The 23446-nt window shown below is 66.6% G+C and carries 20 protein-coding genes; 10 read left to right on the forward strand and 10 right to left on the reverse strand.

From position 1 onward, the window contains the following. Positions 1 to 73: 73 nt before the first annotated feature. On the reverse strand, positions 74 to 2473 hold the full coding sequence (gene lon, locus ACQ5BL_RS00400; RefSeq protein WP_243806059.1) for an endopeptidase La: 2400 nt from the start codon (positions 2471 to 2473) through the stop codon (positions 74 to 76). A 106-nt stretch (positions 2474 to 2579) separates the two neighbouring features. Further along, entirely contained in the window at positions 2580 to 3380 is an 801-nt protein-coding gene (locus ACQ5BL_RS00405; protein WP_243806058.1) for an AraC family transcriptional regulator, read from the reverse strand. Between the two features lie 86 nt (positions 3381 to 3466). On the opposite strand from ACQ5BL_RS00405, the gene ACQ5BL_RS00410 reads away from it, so the two are divergent. The 3 genes from ACQ5BL_RS00410 to putP all read left to right on the forward strand — a co-directional run bounded on the left by ACQ5BL_RS00410 (position 3467) and on the right by putP (position 7479). Continuing rightward, the gene (locus ACQ5BL_RS00410) at positions 3467 to 4330 is read left to right on the forward strand and encodes an ATP-binding protein (protein ID WP_430292757.1); all 864 of its coding nucleotides are present in this window, start codon (positions 3467 to 3469) and stop codon (positions 4328 to 4330) included. A gap of 99 nt (positions 4331 to 4429) precedes the next feature. After that, on the forward strand, positions 4430 to 5179 hold the full coding sequence (locus ACQ5BL_RS00415; protein WP_207885270.1) for a helix-turn-helix domain-containing protein: 750 nt from the start codon (positions 4430 to 4432) through the stop codon (positions 5177 to 5179). Positions 5180 to 5961: 782 nt separating this feature from the next. After that, positions 5962 to 7479, forward strand: a complete 1518-nt coding sequence (gene putP / locus ACQ5BL_RS00420; RefSeq protein WP_207885269.1) for a sodium/proline symporter PutP — start codon at positions 5962 to 5964, stop codon at positions 7477 to 7479. 124 nt (positions 7480 to 7603) lie between these two features. On the opposite strand, the gene ACQ5BL_RS00425 is transcribed toward putP, so the two are convergent. Together ACQ5BL_RS00425 and ACQ5BL_RS00430 are read right to left on the reverse strand one after the other, a co-directional pair. Beyond that, positions 7604 to 8800: a sugar transporter gene (locus tag ACQ5BL_RS00425; protein ID WP_243806054.1), complete on the reverse strand. Its 1197-nt coding sequence runs from the start codon at positions 8798 to 8800 to the stop codon at positions 7604 to 7606. 206 nt (positions 8801 to 9006) lie between these two features. Continuing rightward, positions 9007 to 9921 (reverse strand): LysR substrate-binding domain-containing protein, encoded by a 915-nt coding sequence (locus tag ACQ5BL_RS00430; RefSeq protein ID WP_430292758.1) that lies wholly within the window; start codon positions 9919 to 9921, stop codon positions 9007 to 9009. Positions 9922 to 10061: 140 nt separating this feature from the next. On the opposite strand from ACQ5BL_RS00430, the gene ACQ5BL_RS00435 reads away from it, so the two are divergent. The 3 genes from ACQ5BL_RS00435 to ACQ5BL_RS00445 are packed head-to-tail and all read left to right on the forward strand — an operon-like array spanning position 10062 to position 11277. Beyond that, on the forward strand, positions 10062 to 10700 hold the full coding sequence (locus ACQ5BL_RS00435; RefSeq protein WP_243806050.1) for an FMN-dependent NADH-azoreductase: 639 nt from the start codon (positions 10062 to 10064) through the stop codon (positions 10698 to 10700). Beyond that, positions 10700 to 11008 carry a DMT family transporter gene (locus tag ACQ5BL_RS00440; RefSeq protein ID WP_243806048.1) on the forward strand — a complete coding sequence of 103 codons (309 nt, stop codon included), beginning with the start codon at positions 10700 to 10702 and terminating at the stop codon, positions 11006 to 11008. The genes ACQ5BL_RS00435 and ACQ5BL_RS00440 overlap by 1 nt, the downstream gene beginning before the upstream one ends. Before the next feature lie 47 nt (positions 11009 to 11055). Then, positions 11056 to 11277, forward strand: coding sequence for a VF530 family DNA-binding protein (locus ACQ5BL_RS00445; protein WP_243806047.1), 222 nt, complete (start codon positions 11056 to 11058; stop codon positions 11275 to 11277). Positions 11278 to 11523: 246 nt separating this feature from the next. On the opposite strand, the gene ACQ5BL_RS00450 is transcribed toward ACQ5BL_RS00445, so the two are convergent. Beyond that, the gene (locus ACQ5BL_RS00450; RefSeq protein ID WP_430292759.1) at positions 11524 to 14640 is read right to left on the reverse strand and encodes a transglycosylase domain-containing protein; all 3117 of its coding nucleotides are present in this window, start codon (positions 14638 to 14640) and stop codon (positions 11524 to 11526) included. Positions 14641 to 14918: 278 nt separating this feature from the next. On the opposite strand from ACQ5BL_RS00450, the gene ACQ5BL_RS00455 reads away from it, so the two are divergent. From ACQ5BL_RS00455 to ACQ5BL_RS00465, 3 genes are all read left to right on the forward strand, one after another. Next, entirely contained in the window at positions 14919 to 15164 is a 246-nt protein-coding gene (locus ACQ5BL_RS00455; RefSeq protein WP_207885262.1) for a hypothetical protein, read from the forward strand. Between the two features lie 131 nt (positions 15165 to 15295). Then, positions 15296 to 15973 (forward strand): class I SAM-dependent methyltransferase, encoded by a 678-nt coding sequence (locus ACQ5BL_RS00460; protein ID WP_243806046.1) that lies wholly within the window; start codon positions 15296 to 15298, stop codon positions 15971 to 15973. A 313-nt stretch (positions 15974 to 16286) separates the two neighbouring features. Next, complete coding sequence (locus tag ACQ5BL_RS00465) at positions 16287 to 17669, forward strand: amino acid permease (protein ID WP_207885260.1); 1383 nt, start codon at positions 16287 to 16289, stop codon at positions 17667 to 17669. Positions 17670 to 17740: 71 nt separating this feature from the next. Here ACQ5BL_RS00465 and ACQ5BL_RS00470 read toward each other — a convergent pair whose 3' ends face one another. The 4 genes from ACQ5BL_RS00470 to ACQ5BL_RS00485 all read right to left on the reverse strand — a co-directional run bounded on the left by ACQ5BL_RS00470 (position 17741) and on the right by ACQ5BL_RS00485 (position 21871). Then, positions 17741 to 18115 carry a 5-carboxymethyl-2-hydroxymuconate Delta-isomerase gene (locus ACQ5BL_RS00470; RefSeq protein WP_243806044.1) on the reverse strand — a complete coding sequence of 125 codons (375 nt, stop codon included), beginning with the start codon at positions 18113 to 18115 and terminating at the stop codon, positions 17741 to 17743. Positions 18116 to 18401: 286 nt separating this feature from the next. Further along, positions 18402 to 20309, reverse strand: coding sequence for a M48 family metallopeptidase (locus ACQ5BL_RS00475; protein ID WP_243806042.1), 1908 nt, complete (start codon positions 20307 to 20309; stop codon positions 18402 to 18404). A gap of 21 nt (positions 20310 to 20330) precedes the next feature. Next, complete coding sequence (locus tag ACQ5BL_RS00480; protein ID WP_243806040.1) at positions 20331 to 20927, reverse strand: LemA family protein; 597 nt, start codon at positions 20925 to 20927, stop codon at positions 20331 to 20333. A 395-nt stretch (positions 20928 to 21322) separates the two neighbouring features. Next, on the reverse strand, positions 21323 to 21871 hold the full coding sequence (locus ACQ5BL_RS00485; protein WP_243806038.1) for a cysteine hydrolase family protein: 549 nt from the start codon (positions 21869 to 21871) through the stop codon (positions 21323 to 21325). A gap of 102 nt (positions 21872 to 21973) precedes the next feature. Between ACQ5BL_RS00485 and ACQ5BL_RS00490 the strand changes: the two genes are divergently transcribed. Then, positions 21974 to 22972 (forward strand): GlxA family transcriptional regulator, encoded by a 999-nt coding sequence (locus tag ACQ5BL_RS00490; RefSeq protein WP_243806036.1) that lies wholly within the window; start codon positions 21974 to 21976, stop codon positions 22970 to 22972. Here ACQ5BL_RS00490 and ACQ5BL_RS00495 read toward each other — a convergent pair. Next, a complete protein-coding gene (locus tag ACQ5BL_RS00495; protein ID WP_243806034.1) occupies positions 22962 to 23258 on the reverse strand; it encodes a DUF3303 domain-containing protein in 297 nt (98 codons plus the stop codon). The genes ACQ5BL_RS00490 and ACQ5BL_RS00495 overlap by 11 nt on opposite strands. Positions 23259 to 23446 lie beyond the last annotated feature (188 nt).

Genomic DNA, 23446 nt, shown 5'->3' on the forward strand with positions numbered 1-23446 from the left:
CATGGCCCGCTCCTACAGGTTGAATCCGAGTGTAGGAGCGGGCCATGCCCGCGACCAGCTAGACGCTGGGCGATCAGCCCGGGAACAACACCTTGGCCACATCGCCGAAACGCTTGGCGAAGTGCACGGTGATGTCCTCCTTGAGGTACTCCGGCAGTTCCTCGAAGTCGCCCCGGTTGGCTTCCGGCAGGATCAGCTCGAAGATCTTCTGCCGGCGCGCGGCGATGACCTTCTCGCGCACACCGCCGATCGGCAGCACCTGGCCGGTGAGGGTCAGCTCGCCGGTCATGGCCACGCCCTTCTTCGGTGCCTGGTTGCGCGCCAGGGACAGCAGGGCGCTGGCCATGGTGACCCCGGCACTGGGACCGTCCTTGGGCGTGGCGCCCTCGGGCACGTGCAGGTGGACGAAGGCCTGGTCGAAGAAGCTGGTGTCGCCGCCGTACTGCTTCAGGTGCGAGCTGATATAGCTGTAGGCGATTTCCGCCGACTCCTTCATCACGTCACCCAACTGGCCGGTGAGCTTGAAGCCACGGTTGAGCGTGTGGATGCGCGTCGCTTCGATGGGCAGGGTCGCGCCGCCCATGCTGGTCCAGGCCAGCCCCGTGATCACGCCGATGCCGGAGAGCAGCTGTTCGGTGCGGAACACCGGCATGCCGAGGTAGTCCTCCAGGTCCTTGGCGCCGATCTTCACCACAGACTCCGGGTCTTCCAGCAGCTTCACCACCGACTTGCGCACCAGCTTGCCCAGCACTTTTTCCAGTTGGCGCACCCCGGCCTCGCGGGCATAGCCCTCGATCACCGCGCGCAGGGCGGCGTCGTTGATCGACAGGCGGCTCTTCGGCACGCCGGCCTTCTCCAGTTGCTTGGGCCACAGGTGGCGCTTGGCGATGGCCAGTTTTTCCTCGCCGATGTACCCGGAGAGGCGGATCACTTCCATGCGGTCGAGCAGCGGGCCGGGGATCGAGTCCAGGGTATTGGCGGTGCAGACGAACAGCACCTTGGACAGGTCCAGGCGCAGGTCCAGGTAATGGTCGAGGAACTCGACGTTCTGCTCCGGATCGAGCGTCTCCAGCAGCGCCGAGGCAGGGTCGCCCTGGTAGCTGCTGCCGAGCTTGTCGATCTCGTCGAGCATGATCACCGGGTTCATCACCTCGACTTCCTTCAGCGCCTGCACCAGCTTGCCGGGCAGGGCGCCGATGTAGGTGCGGCGGTGGCCCTTGATCTCTGCCTCGTCGCGCATGCCGCCGACGCTGAAGCGGTAGAACGGCCGCCCCAGGCTCTCGGCGATGGACTTGCCGATACTGGTCTTGCCCACGCCGGGCGGGCCGACCAGCAGCACGATGGAGCCGGCGATCTCGCCCTTGAAAGCGCCCACGGCGAGGAATTCGAGGATGCGGTCCTTCACGTCGTCGAGGCCGGAATGGTACTTGTCGAGCACCTTGCGCGCGTGTTTCAGGTCGAGCTTGTCGGTGCCCAGCAGGCCCCAGGGCACCGAGGTGGCCCAGTCCAGGTAGTTGCGGGTGACGGCGTACTCGGGCGAGCCGGTCTCAAGGATCGACAGCTTATTCAGCTCCTCCTCGATGCGCTTCTGCGCCTGCTCAGGCAGGACCTTGCCTTCCAGACGGGCACGGAATTCGTCGGAGTCGGCGCTCTTGTCGTCCTTGGTGATGCCCAGTTCCTGCTGGATGATCTTCAGCTGTTCCTTGAGGAAGAACTCGCGCTGGCGCTCGCCGATCTTGCGGTTGACCTCGGCGGACAGCTCTTTCTGCAGGCGCGCGACTTCCACCTCCTTGCGCAGCAGCGGCAGGACCTTCTCCATGCGCTTGAGGATCGGCACGGTGTCCAGCACGCCCTGCAGCTCGGTGCCGGGCGCGGTGGTCAGCGCGGCGGCGAAGTCGGTGAGCGGCGACGGGTCGTTGGGGTTGAAGCGGTTCAGGTAGTTCTTCAGTTCTTCGCTGTACAGCGGGTTGAGCGGCAGCAGCTCCTTGATCGCGTTGATCAGGGCCATGCCGTAGGCCTTCACCTCGTCGCTCGGGTCGCTGGGCGTGTGCGGGTAGTCCACTTCCACCAGGAAGGGCGGGCGATGGCGCTTGATCCAGCCGCGGATGCGCACCCGCGACAGGCCCTGGGCGACGAACTGCAGCTTGCCGCCCTCGCGGCTGGCGTGGTGCACGCGCACCAGCGTGCCGTGTTCGGGCAGGCTGTTGGGGTCGAAGTGGCGCGGGTCTTCCGGCGGATTGTCCATGAAGAACAGCGCCAGGCTGTGGTGGTCGGTCTTGGCCACCAGCTCAAGGGTTTCCGCCCAGGGCTCCTCGTTGACGATCACCGGCAGCACCTGCGCCGGGAAGAACGGGCGGTTGTGGATCGGGATGACATAGACCGTGGTCGGCAGGTTCTGGCCGGGCAGAACCAGCCCGGTGTTGCTGACCTCTTCGGCGCTATGGATATCGTGAATCTCGTCGTGGTCGCTCATGAGGCACCTGACTGATAGGACATGACAGTCTAGATGGGGAAGCGGAGGCGGGGTTTCAATCCCATGATTCGAGTGGATGCGTCGAGGGGATGTTGCAGGAGATTGCTTACCGCCGGATTAGCGGCCGCAGGAAATCGCTGGGCGGCCGGCCGAACTGGCGGCTGAACATGGCGCTGAAGGCGCTCGGCGTGCTGTAGCCCACTTCCAGCGCCACGCTCAGCACGCTCTCGCCCTGGGCCAGGCGCTCCAGGGCGGCCAGCAGACGCGCCTGCTGGCGCCATTGGCCGAAGGTCAGCCCGGTCTCGCGGAGGAACCAGCGTTGCACCGTCTTGCTGTCGACGTTCATCCGCCCGGCCCAGTCGGCCAGGCCGGCATTCTCGCCGGGCTGGCGCTGAATCGCCTGGCACAGCGTGCGCAAGCGCGGATGCGCCGGCAGGGGCAGGTGCAGCGGCAGCACGGGCTCTTCGCGCAGTTCGTCCAGCAGCAGGCCGAGGACACGGCCGTCGCGGGAGTCCGGCGTCACCTCGCCACTGATCGACAGCGCGGCGAGGATCAGCTCGCGCAATAGTGGCGAGACCGCCAGCACGCAGCAGCTCTGCGGCAGGTGCGGGGCGCTGTCCGGCTCCACGTAGAGGGTGCGCACCTGCACGTCGCCGACCATGCGCGTCCAGTGCTCGACGCCGGCGGGTATCCACAGGCCGCGATTGTCCGGCACCACCCACTGGCCGCTGGCGCTGCCCACCACCAATACGCCGCGCACCGCATAGAGCAGCTGCGCGCGGTGATGGCTGTGGGCGGGCACTTCATGACCGTCGGGAAAGTCGAGCGCGACGGCGGCGACCGGGCTGGCGGCTCGCTCGTCCCCGTGGTTCGGCACCGAATCGACGGAGATGTCCTTTTTACGCATCTGGCTGCCTGTTTATCGTTAGACGGCCACTTTGGTCCATCGCTAGGCTGCTGACCAGTCCCATTCCTGCTTCGATGATCTTCGCCATGACTGAAATGTCTGCAATTGCCGAGCAACTGGCCCGTATTGCCCGCCTGCTCGAACAATCCCTGCCGCCACGCCCTGCACTGGCGCTGGAGGAGGGCGCCATCGCCCACCTGTGGGAGTACCGCCAGGGCCAGCCGCGCCTGACGCCGGTGCATGAGCCGGCACTGATCGCCTTCGACGACTTGCGCAACGTTGACCGACAGAAGGCTCTGATCGAGCAGAACACCCGCCAGTTCGTCGCCGGTCGCCCGGCCAACAACGTACTGCTCACCGGTGCGCGCGGCACCGGCAAGAGTTCGCTGATGAAGGCCTGCCTGCATGCCTTCCAGGCCGAAGGGCTGCGCCTGATCGAGGTGGACAAGGAACACCTGGCCGACCTGCCGCAGATCATCGACCTGCTCCGGCATCGTCCCGAGCGCTTCATCCTGTTCTGCGACGACCTCTCCTTTGAGGATGGCGAGACCGGCTACAAGGGCCTGAAAACCGTGCTCGACGGCTCCGTGGCCGGGCAGTCCGGCAACGTGCTGATATACGCCACCTCCAACCGCCGCCACCTGCTGGCCGAGCGCGCCGAAGACAACCTGGCCTTCCAGCGCAGCGAGAGTGGCGAGCTGCACCCCGGCGAGGCGGTGGAGGAGAAGGTGTCGCTCTCCGAGCGTTTCGGCCTGTGGATATCCTTCTATGCCTTCAGCCAGGAGCAGTATCTGGAGGCCGTCGCACGCTGGCTCGAATACCACGGCCTGGGCGGCGTGGAGCAGGCGGAGTGGGAGCAGGCGGCGATCCGCTGGGCGACTCATCGTGGTTCGCGCTCCGGTCGGATCGCCGCGCAGTTCGCCCGGGATTGCGCCGGGCGCCGGCCTTGAGTCATGCGCCGTGCGCTGACCGGGTGCAACCCGACGAGGTGAAACTGGGCAGGCAGGTGCAACTCACGTAACATGCGCAAAATTTGATCAGATTGCGCCATGTTCGAAACCCGCCTCGCCTGTCTGTCCGATCAGACCCATCAGCACGCCCATGGCCACCACCAGTTGGTGATGTCGCTCAGTGGGCGCGCGGAGTTCGAGGTCGAGGGCCGGGGCGGCGAAGTCTGCCGGATGCGCGCCTGCCTGGTGCCGGGAGAGGTGGGCCACGAGTTCGCCGGCCTGGGCGACAACCGGATGCTGATCGTCGACCTCGACGAGGCCAGTACCAGCGAGCAGGACCGTGACCTGCTGGCGCGCCTGTTCGAGGCGCCGCGCTATCCGACCCTGGATGCCGATTTCCAGAACCTGCTCAGCTACGCCGGCGCGGAGATCGCCCGCTATGGCAATGACCCGCTGCTGGCCCGCGCCCTGGGCGGCGTGTTGCTGCGCGCCCTGCACCTGAGGCTGTTCGGCGAAGTGGCCGCACCGCGTGGCGGGCCGCTGGACCTGGCGCGGCTGGATGCCTACATCGGCGAACATCTCGCCCGGCGCATCACGGTGGCGGAGCTGGCGCAGGTCGCCTGCCTGAGTCCCAGCCAGTTCCATGCGCAGTTCAAGGATAAGGTCGGTCTCACGCCCCATCAGTACCTGCTGCGTCAGCGCCTGGATCGCGCCGCGCGTCTGCTGCGCGAGAGCGACCTGCCGCTGGTGCGGGTGGCGGGGGAGTGCGGCTTCTCCAGCCAGAGTGCGCTGACCACCACCATGCGCCGCTACCTGGGACTGACCCCGGGCAGTCTGCGCCGCAGCTGAATTCCCTGGCTGAATCGGCGTCATTGCTGACCAGATGGTCAGCCGATGCCGTATCGATGCCGGAGTCTTTTGCAAGAAATCCGGAGTTTTTCGCAAGAAATCCACAGGTGCAACCCATAGAGTCCGCCAACCGCGTTGCTGGTGTTCCAAGGTGCAACCCGGTCAAACCAAGAACAACATCCAGCTCGATATACGCGGGAGGGGCAGCATGCCCATCACCGATTTTGTCCGCGCGCCTGCACCTGGCCGCGTCATGCCCTCCACGGTCCGGCCCCTGGCGCCCGATTGTGGCCTTGCGCCATCACTGGTCGGACCAGTGGCGCAATCGACTCCCCTGCTTTCTGTACAATTCGCGCCCTCGTGCGCCGGCCAACCCCCTGCCGCTTCTCAATGCGCGCGTGAACACAGTTCTGCATGACTCCGGTGAATACCGCCGCAGGCCCCGTATCGTGTGGCGTGCAGGGTTTCAACGGGGTGCAGGCGCCGGCCTCGGCGCCTGAAGGATCGCCGGGCGCTGCCCGGTAAACGTCCGGCACCGCGCTTACCCGCGAGGTGCGGGACGAAGGTCGCCGTGGTGAGACGGCGGCCGCAGGAATGCGCCAGCAAGGACGATGGCGGGCCTGCGTCGGGATGCGTAGCGGTTCGGTGCCAGTTGGCGCCACGCGCACCCCGGTTTGCCTGTGAGCAAGCGCTAACCGGTCGGCGCCAACCGCGCCTTCTGCCAGTCAAGGGTCCGCATTACCCAGCGGGCCTGGATAAAAACAAGCTGTAGGGGAGTCCCCATGAGCGTCAACACGCCAACACTGATCACCTTCGTGATCTACATCGCTGCCATGGTTCTGATCGGCTTGGCCGCCTATCGTTCCACCAACAACTTCTCCGACTACATCCTGGGTGGCCGCAGCCTCGGCAGCTTCGTCACCGCGCTGTCGGCCGGTGCCTCGGACATGAGCGGCTGGCTGCTGATGGGCCTGCCGGGCGCCATCTACCTGTCGGGCATCTCGGAAAGCTGGATCGCCATCGGCCTGATCGCCGGCGCCTACCTGAACTGGCTGTTCGTCGCCGGCCGCCTGCGTGTGCACACCGAGCACAACGGCAACGCCCTGACGCTGCCGGACTACTTCAGCACCCGCTTCGAGGACAACAGCCGCATCCTGCGCGTGATCTCCGCGCTGGTGATCCTGGTGTTCTTCACCATCTACTGCGCCTCCGGCATCGTCGCCGGCGCCCGCCTGTTCGAAAGCACCTTCGGCATGTCCTACGAGACCGCCCTGTGGGCCGGTGCCGCCGCGACCATCGCCTACACCTTCGTCGGTGGTTTCCTGGCGGTGAGCTGGACCGACACCGTGCAGGCCTCGCTGATGATCTTCGCGCTGATCCTCACCCCGATCATCGTGCTGTTCGCCACCGGTGGCGTCGAGCCGACCTTCGCCGCCATCGAGCTGAAGGACGCGGCCAACTTCGACATGCTCAAGGGCGCGTCCTTCGTCGGCGTTATCTCGCTGATGGCCTGGGGCCTGGGCTATTTCGGCCAGCCGCACATCCTCGCGCGCTTCATGGCCGCTGACTCGGTCAAGTCGATCCCGGCTGCCCGCCGCATCTCCATGACCTGGATGATCCTCTGCCTGGGCGGCGCCGTCGCTGTCGGCTTCTTCGGCATCGCCTACTTCCAGGCGCACCCGGAGCTGGCTGGCGCCGTGGGCGAGAACCACGAGCGCATCTTCATCGAGCTGGCGAAGATCCTGTTCAACCCGTGGATCGCCGGCGTGCTGCTGTCCGCCATCCTCGCTGCGGTGATGAGCACCCTGAGCTGCCAGCTGCTGGTGTGCTCCTCGGCGCTGACCGAAGACTTCTACAAGGCCTTCCTGCGCAAGAACGCCAGCCAGCTGGAACTGGTCTGGGTCGGCCGCGCCATGGTGCTGCTGGTGGCGCTGATCGCCATCGCCCTGGCCGCCAACCCGGAAAACCGCGTACTGGGCCTGGTGTCCTACGCCTGGGCCGGTTTCGGCGCCGCCTTCGGTCCGCTGGTGCTGTTCTCCGTGCTGTGGAAGGGCATGACCCGCAACGGCGCGCTGGCCGGCATCATCGTCGGCGCGGTCACCGTGATCGTCTGGAAGCAGTTCGGCTGGCTCGGCCTGTACGAGATCATTCCGGGCTTCATCCTCTCCAGCATTTCGATCGTGGTGTTCAGCCTGATCGGCACCGCTCCGTCCAAGGCGATGATCCAGCGTTTCGAGGCCGCCGAGGCCGAGTACGCGGAAGCGCATCTGCCCGAGGGCACTCCGGCCACCAGCCGCTGAGTCTTCGCTGAATGAAGAAGGCCGCGCTCCCGAAAGGGGCGCGGCCTTTTTCGTTTCTGGCGCCGGCATTTACCTGTAGGAGCGGGCCATGCCCGCGATCGCGCGCATGGCGCGCTCCTACACGTCAGTGGGAGACGTGTCCTCTACTGAGCGCCGCCGCATAGCGCCAGCAGGCGAACAGGCAGAGCATCAGGCCGGCCACCGCCAGTGCGCCGCCGACATAGCCGATCCACTCCAGCCCCACGCCCGCCGCCACGCGGCTGCCGAGCAGCGCGCCGCCGCCGATGCCGACGTTGTACAGGCCGGAGAACATCGCCATGGCCACGTCGGTGGCGTCATGGGCCAGTTGCAGCACCTTGGCTTGCAGCGCCAGGCCGAAGCAGAGGATCGCCGCACCCCAGAACAGGCTCAGGCCGAGCAGCGCGAACGGCGAATGCGCCAGCGGCAGGAGCAGCAACAGGCAGGCGCCGAGCACGGCGATGGCGGCGCAGGGGAACACGCGCGGGAAGCGCTCGCTGTAGCGGCTGAAGAGGATCGAGCCAAACAGCCCGGCGCCGCCGAACAGCAGGAGCAGCAGGGTGGTCTTCTGGCTGTCCAGCGCCGCGACTTCCCGCGCGAAGGGCTCGATATAGCTGTAGGCGGTGAACTGCGCGGTGATCACCAGCACGGTGAGCACGTACATCGACACGAGTGCGGGCCGGCGCAGCAGCACGGGCAGGCTGCGCAGGGAGCCGGAATTCTGGCTCGGCAGCAGCGGCAGCGAGCGCGCCAGCCAGAGCACCACCACCAGCGAGACGCCGGCGATGGCCAGGAAGGTCGCCCGCCAGCCCATGGCTTCGCCCAGTACGCGGCCCAGCGGAATGCCCAGCACCATGGCCAGGATGGTGCCGGTGGCGAGCAGGCCGAGAGCTTTCGCCTGCTGCCCGGGCGGCGCCACGCGCACCGCCAGCGAGGCGGTGATCGACCAGAACACCGCGTGGGCGAAGGCGATGCCGAAGCGGCTGATCATCAGCACGCTGAAGCTCCAGGCGACACCCGAGAGCAGGTGGCTGCCGATGAACAGGCAGAAGATCACCACCAGCAGGCGGCGCCGTTCGATGTTGCGGGTGAGCAGCATCAGCGGCAGCGAGGTGAGGGAGACCACCCAGGCGTAGAGGGTGAGCATCAGTCCGGTCTGTTCCGGGCGCATGTCGAAGCTCGTGCCGATGTCACTGAGCAGGCCCACCGGGACGAACTCGGTGGTGTTGAAGATGAAGGCGGCAAGGGCCAGGGCGATGACGCTCAGCCAGCTGCCGGTGTGGGCGGGTTGCGTGGTGCTCATGGGAATCCTGAGGTGAGGTGGGGCTCAGGCCGAGTCCCCGGCCATGCGCGGTGCGCTCCGGAGCCGATGGGGCGGAGTGCGGGCGGGCAAAGAGGAATCGTTATAGGTATGGGGGATGCGGCGGGTGTGATTCTACCCACGGCCGCCGCACCGTGCACGGCGAACGCCCACCTGCGCGGGCGCAGCGGCAAACACCTCGACCCGCCTCAGGCGGCGTTGTCGATCAGCGGATCGGCGGCCTGGGCCGCTTCCTCGGCCAGCCAGTCGAGGAAGGCGCGGACCGGCGCGTGGCGCTCGCGGCCCGGTACACAGAGCGCGGTATAGCGGGCGCCGGGCACGTTGATCTCGGGGCGGTAGGGCACCAGCAATCCCTTCTCCACGCATTCGGACACCAGCAGCGAGCTGGCCAGCACCAGCCCCTGGCCGGCGATGGCTGCCTGCAGGGCGTAGAACTCCTCGTCGTACTCGCGCTGTACCGCCTGGGCCAGCAGGCATTCCTCGCCGGCTACCTTGCACCAGGCCTTCCAGCCGCGTTCGTAGAGCTCGGAATTGTGCCAGCGCACGCTGATCATCTCCGGCACCTCCACGTCTGCCGTGGCGACCAGGGCCGGCGCACCGTACACGGCGAAGCGTTCGTCCAGCAGGAACTGGCTGTGCATGCGCGGGTAGTCGCCGAAGCCGTAGCGGATCGCCAGGTCGACGCTGGCGTCCTGCTGCAGGTCGAGCAGTTCGCACTGGCTGTCCAGGCGCAGGCGAATGTGCGGGTGGCGGGCATAGAAGCGCCCCAGGCGCGGCACCAGCCAGAGCGCGGCGAAGGCCGGCGTGGTGGAGATCGTCAGGCTGCTGGCGCTGCGTTGCGGACGCAGGCTGTTCACCGATTGCGACACCTCCAGCAGAGCGCCGTGCAGGCTGCGGAATAGCCGTTCGCCGGCTTCGGTCAGGCGCACCTGGCGCGGCAGGCGCTCGAACAGCGGCAGGCCCAGCCAGTCCTCCAGTGCGCGGACCTGGTGGGACACCGCCGTGGGTGTCACCGCCAGTTCCTGGGCGGCGGCCTTGAAACTCAACTGGCGCGCGGCGGATTCGAAGGTGCGCAGGGCGGGAAGGGGCAGGTTGGCGAACATGATGCGCTCCATGGATGAGCTGGATTCATCTCGGTGGAGTTTCCCTCAGTTGTCCGCAAGGCCGTCGGAAAATAGCTTTAGCGGCAAGGCAGAGGCGTATTCGAGACCTCTGCAGTGTATACCCACTTGAGGAGTTACAGATGAGCAGGATTCTTGCCATTCATGCCAGCCCGCGTGCCGAGCGTTCTCATTCCCGGCGCCTGGCGGAGAGTTTTCTCGCCGCGCTGCCGCAGGCCGAGGTCGCCCGTCGCGAAGTTGGCCGCGCCGATCTGCCCCACGTGAACGAAGCCTTCATCGCTGCGGCGTTCTACCCGGAGCCGGAGAATCGTCCGCTGACCATGCAGGCCGATCTGGCGCTCAGCGATGAACTGGTGGACGAGTTGTTCGCCCATGACCTGCTGGTGATCTCCACGCCCATGTACAACTTCAGCGTACCCAGCGGCCTGAAGGCCTGGGTCGACCAGGTCGTCCGGCTCGGCCGCACCTTCGACCTGCACCTGAACGACGGCGAGGCCGAATACGAGCCGCTGCTCAAGGGGCGCAAGGCACTGATCGTCACCAGCCGCGGCGGTGCCGGCATGGGGCCGGGCGGGGCGCTGGAGTGGATGAACCACGCCGACGCCTGGCTACGCGTGGCGCTCGGCTTCCTCGGCATCGAGGATGTGCGGGTGATCGCCGCCGAAGGCGAGGAGGGCAATCCCGATGCCTTCCAGGCGTCCTACCGGCAGGCCGAGCGGGAACTGGCCGATCTCGCCGAGAGCGAGTGGGTGAGGGCGTGATGGCCTGGGCGATGCTGATGGTGGCGGCGGTGTTCGAGGTGATGTTCGCGGTGTCGATGAAGTACGCCGAGGGCTTCACCCGGCCGTTGCCCACCGCCGTGACGGTGGTCGCGGTGTTCGGCGGGATCTTCTTCCTGACCCTGGCGATGCGCCAGTTGCCGGTGAGCATCGCCTACCCGATCTGGACCGCGATCGGCACCCTGGGCACGGTGTTCTTCGGCTTCCTGTTGCTGGGCGAAGCGTTGACCCTGACCAAGCTGGTGTCGGTGACGCTGATCGTCGCCGGGGTGGCCGGGCTGCGGGCCTGACGGCTTGGTGTTAAGGTGCCGCGCATTCTCCGCGTGACGACACCGACATGACCGACAAACCGAAGAACCCGCTGCACGGCAAGACCCTGGAAGCCATCCTCAACCGCCTGGTCGAGCAGTACGGCTGGGAAGGGCTGGCCAAGCGCATCGATATCCGCTGTTTCAAGAACGATCCGAGCGTCAAGTCCAGCCTGACCTTCCTGCGCCGCACGCCCTGGGCGCGGGAGCAGGTGGAGACGTTGTACGTGAAGACCGTCCAGGGCAAATAGGGTGCTGCTTTTCGTAGGAGCGGACTCCGTCCGCGATTTGCCCTGCGCCGGGGTTCATCGCGGACGGAGTCCGCTCCTACAGATCCAGGGATGCATCAGCGCCGGGGCGTTTGATGTGGATGGCGCCGGCCGGCGAACTCAGGGCTTTTCGTAGGAGCGAGCTTGCTCGCGAACCCTGCTGGGCACTCATGGCGTCCGGCTGTTCGCGAGCAAGCTCGCTCCTACAGGGCTGGCAATGGCGTTTACCTACCGCCAGCTCACCCGCAGGTTATCGATCGGTTGCTGGCACCCAGTGCTGATCCCCGGTTCCAGATAGCTCGCCAGCATCGGCGCCATGCCCTTGAGCACCTGCACCGGCAAGGCCGAGGTGAATTTGAAGCCGTCCGACTCGCTGCCGGCCACGTAGGCGGTGAGGGTGCCGAAGTGCCGTGGGCCGAGGTAGAACACGAAGGTCGCGGTGCGGTTCATCGCCTTGGAGCTCTTCACCCAGCCGCTGCGGGTCACGCTCTCGATGCGGTTGTCGCCGGTGCCGGTCTTGCCGCCCATCACCAGCGGGCTGCCGTCGGCCAGCTTGAAGCTGCCGGACAGGCGCCGCGCGGTACCGGCGTCCACCACCTGGGACAGCGCGGTGCGCAGGGCCTGGGCCACTTCCGAGCGCATCACCTGGCGGCCGGTGTTCGATTGCGGGCCGAGGCTGGCTTCGTACGGCGTGTCGGCGGCGAAGCGCAGGCTGTCGATGCGCAGGGTCGGCAGGCGTACGCCATCGTTGAGGATGATCCCCATCAGCTCGGCCAGGGCCGCCGGGCGGTCGCCGGAGCTGCCCAGCGCGGTGGCCAGCGACGGCACCAGGTGGTCGAACGGATAGCCCAGGCGCTTCCACTGCTCATGCAGGTCGAGGAAGGCTTCCACCTCCAGCATGATGCGGATGCGCTTGTCCCGTGCGTACTTGTGCCGCGATTTGAACAGCCAGCCGTAGACCTGCTTGCGCTCCGCCACGCTGGCCGCCACCGCGTCGTTGAAGGTGGCCGCCGGCTGCCGCTGCAGATAGCCCAGCAGCCAGAGTTCCAGCGGGTGCACGCGGGCGACGTAGCCCTGGTCGTTGAGGTCGAAGGCGCCCGGCCCGTAATGCGTGTAGAGGTCGGCGATGCGCTTGTCGGTCAGCTTCTCGCCGACGTACTTGCCTTTCTTCAGGCGGTCCTGGAGGAAGGTGGTGAAGGTCGGCAGGTCCGCCTGCGGTTGCAGGTAGCGGTGGATCGCCGCCAGCCGCACCGGCCAGGCGCGCAGGCCGTCGAGGAAGGTGTCGAGGCGGTCGTCGGTGGTCTTGCCCTTGTACTTCTGCCAGAAGCGCAGCAGGTAGACCTGGCTTTCCTTGTCGACGAAGCGGTTGAGGTAGTCCTGGCGGCGCGGGTCCTTGTCGTCGGCCAGCACGGCGACCTTGCTGCCTTCGTTGGCGTACATGTCGTGCCGCACCAGGTCGCGCAGCAGGCGCACGAAGGGCAGGTTGATCGATTCGCGCAGGGCATCCTGGACGGTCGGGATGCGGCCGTTGTCCTCCTTGCGGAAGTTGTTGAAGGTGTGGATGCCGCCGCCGGTGAAGAAGGCTTCGTAGGGGCTGGCGGAATACTTGCGCTGCATGGCTGCGGCGAGCATGTCCGGCAGGTTGCGGTCCTTGGCGGCGATCAGGTAGTCGATGGCCCAGCGACTGAGGAAATCGATCGGCTCCACCTGCACCTTCTTCAGCTCGGCGGTGCTCATCGGTGCGTACTGGTCGTGCAGGTCGGCGATGGTTTCCAGGTAGGTGGAGAGTACCCGCAGCTTGGCGGTGGAACCCAGCTCCAGCTTGCTGCCTTCGTTGATGTCAAACGGCTGCTCGGTGTTGTCGGTCTGCACGCGCACCCTATTGCCGCTGGGGGTGCGCTCGAACAGGGTGAAGCTGTAGCGCACATCCTTGGTCTTGTCCTCGGACAGCAGGTGCTCGCCGAACAGGCCGACCTGTGCGGCGAACTCCGGATCGGAGAGGTGCCGCAGGTAGGCGGTGACCTGCTCCTGCAGCTCATGCTGCAGGGTGGTGGTGAAGGCGAGGTCGAAGCGGTCCAGGTCATACAACGGCACGTCGAGCATCCCGGCCAGGCGGGTACGCGCCAGGGTCACGCCCTTGTTGTTCTCCAGCGGGGTGACGGTGGGCTGGTTGCGTGGATCGCGGAACACCAGTTGCTGCTTCAGCGCCGCATCGCTCAGCGAGGGCGCGATGATGCCGGACTGGGCGAGCAGGCGCAGGTAGCTGTCGGTCAGCCCGGACAACTGGTCGCGGCCGCGCGCCAGGTACCAGGACGGCCGGCGGTGGGCGATCATCAGCGAGACGACCTGGCGCAGCGCCTTGCCCTGTTCGGCCAGCGATACACCGCTGGCCGGCGGGGCGTTGAGCAACTGGTTCACCTGCTGGTAGTCGGCGCCGTACCAGATCCACAGGCCGTCCGGCAGACCGCTGACTTCGCCGTAGCCCGGCTGCGCCGAAAGCGGCACCGAGTTGAGGTAGGTGAGCACCACGTTGCGCCGCGCCGCCAGGTTCTCGGCGCCGCCCTGGTAGGTGCGCACGCTGGCCGACGCCATCTGCCGCAGCTTGTCGGTGATGGAGTTGGTGCGGCCGTCCTCGGAGTGCCGGTATTTCTCGATCTGCGTGGCCAGGGTGCTGCCGCCGGGGGCGTGGTTGCCCATGCCGACCAGCTTGCCGACCTGCGCCAGCGAGGCCTGGGTGAAGCGGCTCCAGTCGATGGCCGGGTTCAGGTAGGGGCGCTGGGTGTCCAGCAGGTCGCGGTTCTCGATGAACAGCAGGCTCTGCACGATCAGCGGGGAAATGCTCTCGAAGTTGGCATACAGCTTCTGCGGGTAGCGGAAGTTGTAGATCGGCAGGCCGCGGCAGTCGGCGATGTCCACCCCGGCCTGGGACTTCTCGGGATAGGGCGGGAACAGGCCGTGGCCGGCGTACTGCATCAGCGGTTCGGAGAAGCGCGTCTGGCTCAGGGTGATGAAGTTGCGCTGGTGCAGGCGGTCGAGGAAGGTCGGCAGTTGCAGGTAGCCCAGCCGGCGGTCGAAGGGGCCGCTCTGCGGGTAGACCACCGCGCTGCTGGGGCCTTGTGCCAGTTGCCAGGTCAGCTCGCTGGCATAGCGCGCCAACTCGCGCGCCTGCAGCTTGGAGGTGCGCGCCTCATACAGCAGCGCGGCGCCGATGGCGGCGAGCAGCGGCAGGAGGAAGAGGAATAGCAGCAGGAAACGATGGTGGTGCACTTTCGTTGGGGAAAGACCGGGCTCCGAGCGACCCGGTTGTGCTGCACTTGGCGTACCGGAATGCTTCGAGCTATCCATTTCACGACCTGCCCATGCTCAGACAACAGCCTAGGTAAGCGGACTCCGCCCACGTGACGACCGGCGCCCCTCCCGACGCCGCGAAAGCCCTGAGATAGCGGCTTTCCTAACATCCAGCGTAGTCGGCGGCGAAAAATCTGCGCGCCGTGGAGCGCTCTCCCACCCCCGTCGGATTGATTTGCCGACGGCCAGCAGGTGCAATAGTCGGGTCTGCCACGTTTGCCGCACTCTGCTCAAGCGTCAGCAGACCCTATTTCCTCCGACAGGACTTTCCGGCCATGCGTTCGTTATTTCTGCCCGTTGCGTCCCTGCTGCTGGTTTCGCTGAGCGCCATCGCCGCGCCGATGCCGTTCTACAAGTGGCAGAGCACGCTGGACGGCCGCTATGCCTGCCAGCAGACCTCGCCGGGAGATGGCTGGCAGAAGATCGGCGGACCGTTCCGCGACGCCGGCTGCCGCGAGATGCTGCCGCAGGGGCCATCGACCAAGGGGCTGGCGGTGCCCAAGGCGTGGAAGTCGCAGTAGAACGATATTCTGTAGGCGCGCCCCATGGGCGCGAATCGCGGGCATGGCCCGCTCCTACGGGAACGCAGATTGCTGCTTTTTGTAGGAGCGGATTTATCCGCGATCAGCTCGACTCACGCACGGAGTTCGCCATGACCGACCCGCAAGCCCGAATCCGCCACAGCTGGCAGGCCAACGCCGATGCCTGGACCCGCGCGGTGCGCGAGCAGCGTATTGAGAGCCGGCGCCTGGTGACCGACGCGGCGATCCTCGGCGCTGTCGCCGCCGGGCCCGCGCGCCGCGTGCTGGACATCGGCTGCGGCGAAGGCTGGCTGTGCCGCGCCCTGGCGGAGCGGGGCAGCCAGTGCGTGGGGGTGGATGCGTCCGCGCCGCTGATCGAGGCCGCGCGCCAGGCGGGTGGCGGCCGCTTCGAGGTGATGGACTACGCCGGACTGATCACCGAGGGGGAATCCCTGGGGCGCTTCGATGCGCTGGTCTGCAACTTCGCCCTGCTCGACGAATCCATCGCGCCGCTGCTGCTGGCGCTGCGCGAGCGTCTCGAACCCTGCGGTCGCCTGCTGATCCAGACCGTGCATCCCTGGTCCGCCTGTGGCGACGAGCCTTATGCCGATGGCTGGCGGCTGGAAACCTTCGCCGCCTTCGGAGAGACCTTCAGCGCGCCGATGCCCTGGTACTTCCGAACCCTGGAGTCCTGGCTGACGCTGCTCGCCGGCAGCGGCTGGCGTGTGCGGCAGCTGCGTGAGCCGCGCCATCCCGAAAGCGGCAAGCCCTGCTCGCTGCTGCTGGAGTTGCAACCGCTGGTCGACTGAGTAGAACCAGGTTGCACCTGGCGCGACGAATCGTCTCTACACCTTTGGTCAAAAGGCACCCGATTGGGGCAGACGTCCCCTGCGGACTTGTGTAAATTCGGCAGCGACCTCAGCCGTGGTCCACTCCCGCAATGCCGACGTCTGCTCCACAAGAGCGGGCAGCCTCTTGCGGCGTGCCGTCCTGGAATCGCCAGAAACCTCCGCCCTCCGTGCCAACCGGCGCGGTGGCGAAGCTTTTTTCCGGTGCTTTCGCATCCCGACTGCACTTCGAGTCCGCAGCTGATATTTCCCAAGAACAAAATGAGGTTGCACCATGTCGTCCCACGATCTCCAGCGGGATCTCAATGAGCGGCACATCCGTCTCATGGCCCTCGGCGCCTGCATCGGCGTCGGCCTGTTCCTCGGCTCCGCCAAGGCCATCCAGATGGCCGGCCCGGCCATCATGCTCTCCTACATCATCGGCGGTCTCGCCATCCTCGTGATCATGCGCGCCCTCGGCGAGATGGCCGTGCACAATCCCGTGGCCGGCTCCTTCGCCCGCTACGCCCAGGACTACCTCGGCCCACTGGCCGGCTACCTGACCGGCTGGAACTACTGGTTCCTCTGGCTGGTGACCTGCGTCGCGGAAATCACCGCGGTGGCCATCTACATGGGCATTTGGTTCCCCGACGTGCCACGCTGGATCTGGGCGCTGGCCGCACTGGCGAGCATGGGCACCATCAACCTGATCGCCGTGCGCGCCTTCGGTGAGTTCGAGTTCTGGTTCGCCCTGATCAAGATCATCACCATCGTCGCCATGATCCTGGTCGGCGGCGGCATGATCTTCTTCGGTTTCGGCAACGGCGGTATCGCCACCGGCATCTCCAACCTCTGGAGCAACGGCGGCTTCATGCCCCATGGCATCACCGGCGTGCTGATGTCGCTGCAGATGGTGATGTTCGCCTACCTGGGCGTGGAGATGATCGGCCTCACCGCCGGTGAAGCGAAGAACCCGCAGAAGACCATTCCGGGCGCGATCAACTCGGTGTTCTGGCGCATCCTGCTGTTCTACGTGGGCGCGCTGTTCGTGATCATGTCGATCTACCCGTGGAACGAGATCGGCACCCAGGGCAGCCCCTTCGTGATGACCTTCGAGCGCATGGGCATCAAGACCGCCGCCGGCATCATCAACTTCGTGGTGATCACCGCCGCGCTGTCGTCCTGCAACGGCGGCATCTTCAGCACCGGCCGCATGCTCTACAGCCTCGCCCAGCATGGCCAGGCCCCGGCCGTGTTCGCCAAGACCTCCAAGGGAGGCGTGCCGCGTAATGCGCTGCTGCTGTCCATCGGCGCGCTGCTGCTGGGCGTGCTGCTGAACTACCTGGTACCGGAGAAGGTATTCACCTGGGTGACCTCCATCGCCACCTTCGGTGCGATCTGGACCTGGGCGATGATCCTGCTGGCCCAGCTGAAGTTCCGTCGCGGCCTCTCCGCCGCCGAAGCCGGCAAGCTGCAGTTCAAGATGTGGCTGTACCCGGTCAGCTCCTACCTCGCCATGGCCTTCCTGGTGCTGGTGGTGGTGCTGATGGCGTTCTTCGAGGACACCCGCATCGCGCTGTACATCGGCCCGGCCTTCCTGGTGCTGCTGACGGTGCTGTACTACGCGCTGAACCTTGCTCCCAAGACTGAGCAGGGCGGTGCCGCCAGCCGTGCCTGAATGACGGTTGGGTGAATGGAAAGGGCCTCTTCGGAGGCCCTTTTCTTTTGCGCGCCTTTTTTGGCTGGCGGTCAGGCGGTGGGCAGGCTGCCGGCCATGCGGGTCAGGCTGCGGTCGAATTCGGTGATCTCCAGTTGCAGGCCCACCGGACGCCTGGCGATCAGCTCGGCGAGGGTTTGCTCGGCGGTGGAGAACAGGGTGTCGACGATGCGCTGGCGCAGTTCCTCCGGACGGCCGGGGGCGATGCGGACCTGGATGTTGATGAAGGCTTCGTTCGTCGTATTGGCGCCTACCCGGTATTCCCCGATGGCGCGGGCGAAGGTGCGGAGGCCGTTGATGGGGAACACACCCATGGCTTGCGCGGCCTCGTGGAGTTTCCGGGGCAGGTCGAGGGGCTGGAGGTCGTCGGTGAGGTTGGCGGTGTAGGTAATGGCGATGTGGGGCATGGGAAAGGTCTGGCATCCGTGATGCCAGACATCCTAGGGGCAGGGGCCTGCGAGTGATATGCGGGTAAATACCTAGTCGACGGAGCCGACCGGTAGGAGCGGGCCATGCCCGCGATCGCGCGCATGGCGCGCTCCTACGGGGAGCTCCAGCGCTACCCGGTGGGCGTAGTTCGTAGGGCGGATAACGCGCCAGCCTTATCCGCCGTCGTGGCATCGGCGGATAACCCGTTCCGGGTTATGCGCCCTACGTGCGGCGTAGGAGCGAATTTCGTCCGCACGGGGCCGATCAGCCCGCCAGCAACGGTGGCATCGGGCAGTCCAGGATATCGGCCACTGCGCGCATCAGTTCGGCCTCGCCGGTGCTGATGCGTCCGTCGTGCTCGATGCAGCGCGCCAACGCCTTGAGCAACTGCGGCTTCTGCAGCGGGCGCAATTGCTCCAGTTTCTTCAGGGCGCTTTCCAGGTCGCGCAGGCTGCCTTCCGCCGGCACGGGCCGGGGCGCGAAGGGCAGGGTGCCCCAGGCATCGGCGAAGGCCTGCCCGGTCTCCACCGGGCCGGTTTCGCCGACACGGGCGAGGAAGGCCAGCAGGGTTGCACATTCCTCGGCCAGCGCCGCCAGCGCCACGCTGCCGATTTTCCCTCTGCCGGGCTGAAGATTGCGCTCGACGATGCGCATCAGAGTCCACTCCAGCAGCTTCACCTTGCCGTCCAGTTTGATCAGCAGCGCCATGTTCTCGCGCAGGGCGATGAAAGCCGGGGCATCGAGCTGCTTCAGTGCCGGCATGGCCAGGTCCAGCAGCGGCAGGCGCTGGCCGGGGTCGAGCCGGAGCAGCGATTCTTCCAGCAGGTCCAGTTGCAGCGCCAGGCTCAGGTTCAGGCGCTGCTTGATCGCTTCCAGCTGGCGCGCCCGCAGGCCGGGCTCGCTGTCCAGCAGCAGGCCGTAGACCAGCGCCTGGGCGCCCTCGGTGTCGTGGGCGGCGCGCTGCAGGCGCTCGTCCAGGCGCAGCAAGGTACTGCGGGCCTCCTGCAGATGTGCGGCGGTGGGAGCGCCGACTGCGGCGACCGCCACATCGACCGCGCTGGGCTGATACGGCTGGCCCGTCACGGCGGCGGTCCAGGCATCCTTGTTCATCAGCGCCACGTCCAGACGCGGCTCGAATTTCGGGTAGCGGCCGTCCCAGCCCGGATCGACGCGGCGAATGCGGTCTTTCAGCGGCGGATGGGTGTCGAACCAGCTGCTGCCCACGCCGTCGCCGAAGTACATGTGGCTGAACTCCGCCGCGCGCGGGGCGCTGAGCAGGGCGCCGAAGGGATTGCTGCCGATCTTCTTGAGAGCGCCGGCAATGGTGGACGGATCGCGGGTGAACTGCACCGCCGAGGCGTCGGCCAGGTACTCGCGCTGGCGGCTGACCGAGGCCTTGATCAGCTGGCCGAAGAAGGTCCCGACATAGCCCAGCACGTAGAGCACCACGCCACAGCCGACCGCCAGCAGCACCACGCTGCCGCTGCTCTTGTTGTCATCGGTGCTGCGGCTACCGACGCGAGCGCTGCTGCTGGTCTCGCTCAGGCCGCGCAGCAGCATGCCGCCGATCAGGCCGAGCAGGAGGATGCCGTGCAACAGTGCGGTCAGGCGCGTGTTGAGCAGCATGTCGCCATGGTGGATATGGCTGAATTCGTGGGCGATCACGCCCTGCAGTTCATGGCGTTCGAGCTGTTCGATGGCGCCGCGGGTGATACCGATCACCGCATCGCGCGGGCTCAGGCCGGCGGCGAAGGCGTTGATCGAGGCATCTTCCAGCACGTAGACCGGCGGCACCGGCGAGCCGGAGGCCAGGGCCATTTCCTCGACGACGTTGAGCAAGCGGCGCTCGTCGGCATTGCTGGCGCTGAGATTGAGCAGCCTGCCGCCCAGGCTCTCCGCCACGACCTTGCCGCCGGCGCTCAGTTGCACCTGCTTGAACAGCGCACCGGCGACGACCACGGCGATGATGACGCCGGCCACCGACAGGTAAAGCTCCGGATCGGGCAGCGAACTGCGCGGGGTCAGGTGCATGGCCGGCTCGCCCAGGTGACGCCAGAGCCAGCCCAGCGCCAGGCTGGTGATGGTCACCAGGCTGACCACCGCGACGGCCAGCAGCAGGACCAGGCGCCCGGTCTGCCGACGGGCGCGGTCCTGGTGTTCGAAGAAGTTCATCGCGCGTCCTGCGCCGGGATTTTAGAAGGCGACTTTCGGTGCGGCCTGGATTGCCTTGCTGTCCTCGAACTCCAGCAGGCTGGCGTCCTTGCTGTGGCCGTAGGTGGTGGCCAGGACGTTGGCGGGGAAGGACTGGCGGTAGGTGTTGTACTCCATCACCGAGTCGTTGTAGGCCTGGCGGGCGAAAGCGACCTTGTTCTCGGTGCTCGACAGCTCCTCGCTGACCTGCTGCAGGTTCTGCGAGGCCTTGAGGTCCGGATAGGCCTCCAGGGTGACGTTCAGGCGCCCCATCGCCCCGCCCAGGGCGTTCTCGGCGGCGGCCAGCTGCGCCATGCGGCCGGCGTCGCCGGGTTGTTCGGAGGCAGCCTTGAGCCCGGCCACGGCGGCATTGCGCGCGGCGATCACGGCTTCCAGGGTCTCGCGCTCGTGCTTGAGGTAGGCCTTGGCGGTTTCCACCAGGTTGGGGATCAGGTCGTAGCGGCGCTTGAGCTGCACTTCGATCTGGGCGAAGGCGTTCTGGTAGCGGTTGCGCAGCGCCACCAGGCGGTTGAAGACGCTGATCAGCAGGAAGAGCACGCCGGCGATGATGGCCAGGGTGACGATCGACGAAACGCTCATGGGATGTCCTTATCGGCAGGCGAATGTGGCCCGATGATAGCGGAAAGCCAATGAAACGGGTCTCCTCATTCCCGGATATGCAGCATTGACCGCGGCTGCGGGAGAGCCTGCTCGCGAACCCTGCCGGCTCGGTGCTCCTGTAGGAGCAACTGTCTTTTGGGCTATTCGCTGCGCTCACCCTTCGGGCCGCACTGAAGTGCGTTCAGCGCAAGCGCTGTCCCGCGCTCGCGGGAGTGACGGTGCAAGGTATCGCCCCCCGCATACGTCATCCCCGCGAACGCGGGGATCCAAAAAACAATGTAGGAGCGGGCCATGCCCGCGATCGCGCGCATGGCGCGCTCCTACAGGTGCGTTCCAGTGCCTTACAGGGAGGGCCTTTTCCCGAGCGCTGTCGATCAGCGGTCGAGGTACTCGGCAGTGGATATCACCTCGGCATAGGCGAAGGCGAACGATGCCATGTAGGCGGCGTGCACCTGGGCGGCCGGCACCTTCACGCCGTTGAATTCCAGGTCGTGGGTGGCGCAGGCGTCGTGCAGCACGGTCACCGTGTAGCCGAAGTCGGCGGCGGCGCGCACCGCGCCATCCACGCACATGTGGCTCATGTGGCCGACCACCACCACGGACTCGATGCCGTGCTGGTCGAGGATGGCTTTCAGGTCGGTGCCACGGAACGAGTTGACGAAGTGCTTGAGCACCACGGCTTCGCCGGGCAGATTGGCGACCTTCGGGTGGATCTGCGCGCCTTCGCTGCCGGGGGCGAAGAAGGGCGCATCGGCGCTTTCGAACTCGTGGCGGACATGTACCACCAGGTCGCCGCGCTCACGGAAGGCGGCCAGTACCTTGGCGGCCTGTCCGGCGGCGGGCTCGATGCCGACCAGCGGCCATTTGCCGGCGGGGAAGTAGTCGTTCTGGATATCCACTAGGATGAGCGCTTGCTTGGCCATTTTCGAAGTCCTTGCTGAGTGGTGAGGAAGTGGGGCCAGTATGGTTCGCCGCGCGCAGGCGGGGGATCAGGCAGAACGACAATAACCGGGGGAAAACTGACAATGGTTGTGGAACGGAGCGTCGTCGAGATCGGGTTGCTGCTCTATCCCGGTGTACAGACGGCGGCGCTGCACGGCTTGACCGACCTGTTCGCGGTGGCCGAGCGGATCGCCGCGCAAGAGGCCGGCGATCAACTGCCGGTGCTGCGGGTCAGCCACTGGTCCGGCGAGGACGGTGGCGAGCCTCGGCGCGTCTTCGATACGCATCCCGGAGCTGAGAGCAGGCTGGTCGCCGTGCTGGTGCCGCCGTCGTTGTTCGGCCTGCCAGATGCGGCCCCTCTGCGTCATCTCACCGACTGGCTGGCCGCGCGGCACGGCGATGGCGCCATCGTTGGCTCCGTGTGCATCGGCGGCCTGCTGGTGGCCGAAGCCGGCCTGCTCAATGGCCGTTCCGCTACCGCCCACTGGAGCGGGGCCGAGGCCTTTGGCCGGCGCTTCCCCAAGGTACGCCTGGAGGCGCACAAGCCGATCGTCGACGATGGCGACCTGATCACCTCCGCCGGACTGATGGCCTGGTCGGAAGTCGGCCTGCGGGTGGTCGACCGCCTGCTGGGGCCCAGCATTGCCTCGCGCACCGCGCGCTTCCTGGTGGTCGAGCACAGCGACAGCGCCCAGCAGTGCGGCAGCAACTTCGCGCCGCTGCTCGGCCATGGTGACGCGGCGATCCTCAAGGTGCAGCACTGGTTGCAGGGCAACGGCGCGGTGGACGTGAGTCTGCCCGCGATGGCCGCCCGGGCCGGGCTGGAGGAGCGTACCTTCCTCCGCCGCTTCCGGGCGGCCACGGGGCTCAAACCCACCGAATACTGCCAGCACCTGCGGGTCGGCAAGGCGCGGGAACTGCTGGAGTTCACCAACGGCACGGTGGATCACATCGCCTATACGGTGGGTTACCTCGACCCCGGCTCGTTCCGCAGTACCTTCCGCAAGATCACCGGGATGTCGCCCAGCGACTACCGCAAGCGCTTCGGCGCCAAGTCGGTCGAGGCTGCCATCAGGGACTGACCGACGACGTTGCCTCCAGGTATTGCACCAGCAAGGGGGAGTATTCGGCGTCGGTCATGGCGGGATGCACCTGAAGATTCATCAGGTCCGTCCATTGCAGCAGCCAGCGCTGCAGGTCGAGCGGATTCTCGGCTTCCGCCAGGCCAAAGCCCAGCATGTGGCCCATGGCGTGCCAGCGGCCGACCAGCTTGACGTTGGCCGGCGGCTGGCCGCCGGTCTGCAGGAACCGCTGGATGACCTTGTCGCGGTTTTCCATCGGAATGGTCCAGTGCACCAGATAGAGCATGTCACACCTCCGGCCCGGGTCCGGGCAGGCAAGATTCGCGGACCCGAATCGGCACCGCTGCCAGGGTCGCGCCCGTGTATCCCAGGCGTTACAGCCCATGGCTGGGAGCGGTTTCCTCTTCACAGGCATAGCAGCCGGGCCGCTGCCGGGCGGGGCCGCTGATCGGCGGTGCGCGCCGCGGTCGATCG

It is taken from the genome of Pseudomonas sp. B1-22, assembly GCF_050474425.1.
In the GTDB taxonomy this organism is placed as follows: Bacteria; Pseudomonadota; Gammaproteobacteria; order Pseudomonadales; family Pseudomonadaceae; genus Pseudomonas.

What these genes read in the sequence shown, in the direction of transcription:
- putP (WP_207885269.1), top strand. Translation starts at nt 5,962, where the DNA reads ATGAGCGTCAACACGCCAACACTGATCACCTTCGTGATCTACATCGCT.
- ACQ5BL_RS00405 (WP_243806058.1), bottom strand. Translation starts at nt 3,380, where the DNA reads ATGCGTAAAAAGGACATCTCCGTCGATTCGGTGCCGAACCACGGGGAC.
- ACQ5BL_RS00415 (WP_207885270.1), top strand. Translation starts at nt 4,430, where the DNA reads ATGTTCGAAACCCGCCTCGCCTGTCTGTCCGATCAGACCCATCAGCAC.
- ACQ5BL_RS00445 (WP_243806047.1), top strand. Translation starts at nt 11,056, where the DNA reads ATGACCGACAAACCGAAGAACCCGCTGCACGGCAAGACCCTGGAAGCC.
- ACQ5BL_RS00470 (WP_243806044.1), bottom strand. Translation starts at nt 18,115, where the DNA reads ATGCCCCACATCGCCATTACCTACACCGCCAACCTCACCGACGACCTC.
- ACQ5BL_RS00480 (WP_243806040.1), bottom strand. Translation starts at nt 20,927, where the DNA reads ATGAGCGTTTCGTCGATCGTCACCCTGGCCATCATCGCCGGCGTGCTC.
- ACQ5BL_RS00455 (WP_207885262.1), top strand. Translation starts at nt 14,919, where the DNA reads ATGCGTTCGTTATTTCTGCCCGTTGCGTCCCTGCTGCTGGTTTCGCTG.
- ACQ5BL_RS00460 (WP_243806046.1), top strand. Translation starts at nt 15,296, where the DNA reads ATGACCGACCCGCAAGCCCGAATCCGCCACAGCTGGCAGGCCAACGCC.
- ACQ5BL_RS00465 (WP_207885260.1), top strand. Translation starts at nt 16,287, where the DNA reads ATGTCGTCCCACGATCTCCAGCGGGATCTCAATGAGCGGCACATCCGT.
- lon (WP_243806059.1), bottom strand. Translation starts at nt 2,473, where the DNA reads ATGAGCGACCACGACGAGATTCACGATATCCATAGCGCCGAAGAGGTC.
- ACQ5BL_RS00435 (WP_243806050.1), top strand. Translation starts at nt 10,062, where the DNA reads ATGAGCAGGATTCTTGCCATTCATGCCAGCCCGCGTGCCGAGCGTTCT.
- ACQ5BL_RS00410 (WP_430292757.1), top strand. Translation starts at nt 3,467, where the DNA reads ATGACTGAAATGTCTGCAATTGCCGAGCAACTGGCCCGTATTGCCCGC.
- ACQ5BL_RS00450 (WP_430292759.1), bottom strand. Translation starts at nt 14,640, where the DNA reads ATGGATAGCTCGAAGCATTCCGGTACGCCAAGTGCAGCACAACCGGGT.
- ACQ5BL_RS00490 (WP_243806036.1), top strand. Translation starts at nt 21,974, where the DNA reads ATGGTTGTGGAACGGAGCGTCGTCGAGATCGGGTTGCTGCTCTATCCC.
- ACQ5BL_RS00475 (WP_243806042.1), bottom strand. Translation starts at nt 20,309, where the DNA reads ATGAACTTCTTCGAACACCAGGACCGCGCCCGTCGGCAGACCGGGCGC.
- ACQ5BL_RS00430 (WP_430292758.1), bottom strand. Translation starts at nt 9,921, where the DNA reads ATGTTCGCCAACCTGCCCCTTCCCGCCCTGCGCACCTTCGAATCCGCC.
- ACQ5BL_RS00485 (WP_243806038.1), bottom strand. Translation starts at nt 21,871, where the DNA reads ATGGCCAAGCAAGCGCTCATCCTAGTGGATATCCAGAACGACTACTTC.
- ACQ5BL_RS00425 (WP_243806054.1), bottom strand. Translation starts at nt 8,800, where the DNA reads ATGAGCACCACGCAACCCGCCCACACCGGCAGCTGGCTGAGCGTCATC.
- ACQ5BL_RS00495 (WP_243806034.1), bottom strand. Translation starts at nt 23,258, where the DNA reads ATGCTCTATCTGGTGCACTGGACCATTCCGATGGAAAACCGCGACAAG.
- ACQ5BL_RS00440 (WP_243806048.1), top strand. Translation starts at nt 10,700, where the DNA reads ATGGCCTGGGCGATGCTGATGGTGGCGGCGGTGTTCGAGGTGATGTTC.